The sequence below is a fragment of the Nevskia sp. genome, assembly GCF_023266035.1.
GTDB lineage: Bacteria > Pseudomonadota > Gammaproteobacteria > Nevskiales > Nevskiaceae > Nevskia.
Genome location: NZ_JAHFRY010000230.1, coordinates 1 through 3,588, shown reverse-complemented (window position 1 = coordinate 3,588; position 3,588 = coordinate 1). Strand labels below are relative to the sequence as shown.

General features: G+C 63.4%; 3 protein-coding genes. All 3 read right to left on the bottom strand.

Annotated features, from left to right (window positions below):
• The coding region (locus Q0D45_RS21300) for a PepSY domain-containing protein (RefSeq protein ID WP_293397865.1) at positions 1 to 1,540 on the bottom strand (1,540 nt) is incomplete at its 3' end.
• A 13-nt stretch (positions 1,541 to 1,553) separates the two neighbouring features.
• Positions 1,554 to 1,853, bottom strand: a complete 300-nt coding sequence (locus Q0D45_RS21295) for a hypothetical protein (protein WP_293397862.1) — start codon at positions 1,851 to 1,853, stop codon at positions 1,554 to 1,556.
• A 9-nt stretch (positions 1,854 to 1,862) separates the two neighbouring features.
• Positions 1,863 to 3,588, bottom strand: a 1,726-nt coding sequence (locus Q0D45_RS21290; RefSeq protein ID WP_293397859.1) for a TonB-dependent siderophore receptor, incomplete at its 5' end; no start/stop codon positions are given.

The window sequence follows — 3,588 nt, the reverse complement described above, 5'->3', positions numbered from 1 at the left end:
CATCGTGGTGCTCGCCCTCGGACAAAGTCTTGAACAGGTGGTCGCCGGTGGTCACCGCATTGAGCACCACGGCGCCGATGGCGAGCACCACGATGGCCCAGCACTGCTCGGCCCAGGCTGGCGAAGGACGCGCCTTCAGCACCGCGGACGAGCGCCAGATCGCATGCACCAGGCAGAGTGCCCAGGCCGCCCAGAACGTGCTCTTTTCCCAGAGATCGCGTTGCGCCAGTTCCTCCGGCAACAAGCGGTTGGCAACCAGGATCGCCAGAGTGGCGACGACCATGCCGGTCACCGTGGTCACTGCCAGCGCATCGGCCCAGCGGGCGCCGCTGCGGCGTTGCTCGGCGTGCTGGCGCTTGCGCTTCTCGACGAAAAACACAAAGCCGGTGACGATGCAGACGCTGCTCAGGATGCCGCCAGCGAAGATCAGCCAGCGCAGGGTCCAGTGCTTGAAGCGCTGCAGATGCATGCCGACCAGGAAGTTGTTGACCACCGACACCGCGCCTTCCGGCGGATCTTCATGGATCAGCTTGCCGGTGGAGCCCTGGAAGTGCAGGCCTGGGCCGCCACCGACCCGATCGGTGTTGTCGCGATAAACGCTGACATAGGCGTTCGAGCTGCCGACGTGGTGGACGATCAGAAAGCCGACTTCGCCCGGCACGCCGCGCTCCACCCACATCGCCTTGGCCTCGGCGACCATGCCGTCGACGGAAGCAAGCCGGCCCGGCGTGCCGGACGGCTCCAGATCAAGGCCGGTCTGCGTTGCCTCGAGCTTTTCCTGGGCTTCTTCCAGCGGCCGCATCATCGTGCCCAGCACCGGGAAATACAGGCCGGCGAAGATGATCAGCCCGGACAGCGCCCACAGGAAATGAAACGGCAGCGCCACCACGCCGCTGAGATTGTGCAGATCCAGGGTGCTGCGCTGAATCTTCTTGTTGGGCCGGAAGGTGAAGAACTCGCGGAAGATCTTGCGGTGCATGACCACGCCGGACACCAGCGCCGCCAGCATCGCCAGTGCTGCGAAGCCGACGATCCAGTAGCCGATGTCGGCCCAGGTGAGATGCAGGCTGAAGTGCATCGGATAGAAGAACGCCGAGCCGATCGCCAGACGATTTTCCGGCAGCTGCTTGCCATCGCGCGGGTCGATGGTGATACCGCCGTGAATGTGATCGTCCGGCAGCGGCGAGTTCGGCACCGCGAACTCGACGAACATGCGCAGCACCGGATCACGATGGGTGGTGAACGCACTCCAGGTCATCACCGCAAGCTTGTCCGGCAAAGGCTGGCTGACCCGCGTTTTCGCAGCCGCCAGTTCGTCGGGATCCGGATCGGTGATGGTGCGGAAGATCGGCGCCAGCGTGGCATCGAAGGAAGGCATGGGCCTGGCTTCGATGCGGGTTGCCGGAATCGCCCAGCGATCGATCTCGCGATCGAACACCGACAGCGAGCCGAAGAAGAACGCCACCATCAGCACGAAGCCCAGCAGCAGACCGAACCAGGTGTGCAGCCAGGTCATCGACAAGCGAAAGTTCTGAAACATCGTCAGGCTCCTGTCACTGCATGAGGGCGCGCGACAGCCACCAGCCGGCCGCCGTCATCGCCACGCCACCGCCGGCCAGCACCGACCAGACCCGCGTCAGGCTGGCCGCGACGAATGCCCAGCAGAAGCCCCACAACAGCACCAGAAAGCCGAGCATCGACGACAGGCTGGATGCTTCTTCCAGGTTCATGCCGGCGGCGAACAGCAGCATCGCCCCGAGCGAGATGAAGCCCCAGGTGAACGCATAGCCGCCCAGCGTGCTGGCCAGCACCCGCGACGCGACGTACCACGATGGATGTGAAACCGATGCCATTGCTGCTCCTTAGCGACGCTTGCCATCGAAACGGTAGCGCAAGTTCAGCAGCACCGCGGTCGGCGAACCGAACTGGGCAAGGCCGTTGTTGCGATCCGCGCCTTCGATGTAACGGGCGTTGGTGACGTTGCGCAGGGTCAGATCGATCTGGACATCGCGGAAGCCCTTGTAGAACGCGTTCAGATCGAGCCGCTCGTAGCCGGGAATGGTGCCCGGCACAAAGGTGCTGACACCACGCTCGCCGATCGCGAAGCCGGTCAAACCGATACCGAAGCCCTTCAATGGACCGGCTTGCAGTTCATAGCCCGTGTACAGCCCCGCCTGCCAACGCGCGCTGCCGCCCGGCGTGTGGCCGAAGAATGGATCCTTCCGATCCTTGAATTCCGACACGACTCGATTCAGCGCCAGACTGATATCCCAACCCGGCAATGGCCGGCCGTTGGCTTCCACTTCGACGCCATCCGAGCGCTGCAGTCCGCTGGATACCGAAATCTGAGAATTGGGCTCTATGGGGACCGGAACATTCATCCGTTCGATCCGGTATAGCGCCGAAGTAATGCCAAGCCGCCCCCCGAACCATTCGGTCTTGGTACCAACTTCGTAGACGACGCCGGTTTCCGGCTTCAGCAGGCCACCATCAGCATTGACCGAGAACAGCACCGGCTCGAACGACTGCGCGTACAGCGTGTAGACCGAGACCTGCTCGCTGAGGTCATAGGTCAGGCCGACGCGGCCGGTGAGATCGCGAACCGATTTCTTTTGCAGGGCCCTCTCGTCACCACTGAAAGCACGCAGCGCAACCTCGTCATAACGCAGGCCGAGCAGCACGCTGAGCCGCTCGATGGGCCGGATCTGCGCCTGGGCGTAGACGCCGGTGGCACGCGGGTCGCCACCGAAGAACGCGCCTGGGAACCGTTCGGGATCCGGCTGCTGGAAAACGCCATCGTAGAGATTGCCAGTGGTCGGTGCTGTGTAGGCACCGCGCCGCGAATAGTTGTTGTTGTTGTGGTCTACGCCGAAGGTGGTTTTCACTTCGCGGCCAAAGGCATCGAAGGCACCGGACAGCTGCAGTTCACCAGACCAGATTTCGCGATCAATCTCGAAATCGTTGCCGAGTACGGTGGTGTCGCCGCGCCGCTCGACGACGTCAGGGGTCGTCGGATCATCGCCTTCTTCGCGGAAGCCATAGGCATAGGCATCGACCCGGAGTGGCGTATCGATCCGCGTGGCATTCAGCCGCAGCGTAGCCAGCCAGCGATCGCCAAGCTTCTGTTCCAAGGTCGTGCTCGCCGATAGCGTTTCCCAGGTGTAGGGCTTGGCCGTGATCACGCCGTTGTACTGGCTGCGCGGGATGTTCGGCGCTTTGAAGCCGCTCGCCGTGGTGCGCAAAGGAAACCCTGTGTTGGCGATGATGTCTTCGCTCTGGTACAGGCCATGCACCAGCAGCTTGGTGGTCGGCGTCAGGTCCAGTTCCACGCTCGGTGCGACCACCGTGCGCTGCGCTTCCGGGCCATCGACGAACGAACCGGTATCGGCATATGCGGCGACCAGACGACCGCGAGCCTTGTCGGTGCCGAGCGGACCGGTGACATCGACGTCGGCGCGATAGGTGTCGAACGAGCCGGCAGTGACTTCAATATCGGCGCGAGCATCAGCTAGTGGCTTCTTGCGCACGCGATTGATCAGGCCGCCGACGCTGCCACGACCGTAGAGCACCGAGTTCGGGCCCTTGACC

Excerpts from the sequence above, each read along its gene's own strand:
- Q0D45_RS21295 (WP_293397862.1), bottom strand. The coding sequence starts at position 1,853 with ATGGCATCGGTTTCACATCCATCGTGGTACGTCGCGTCGCGGGTGCTG.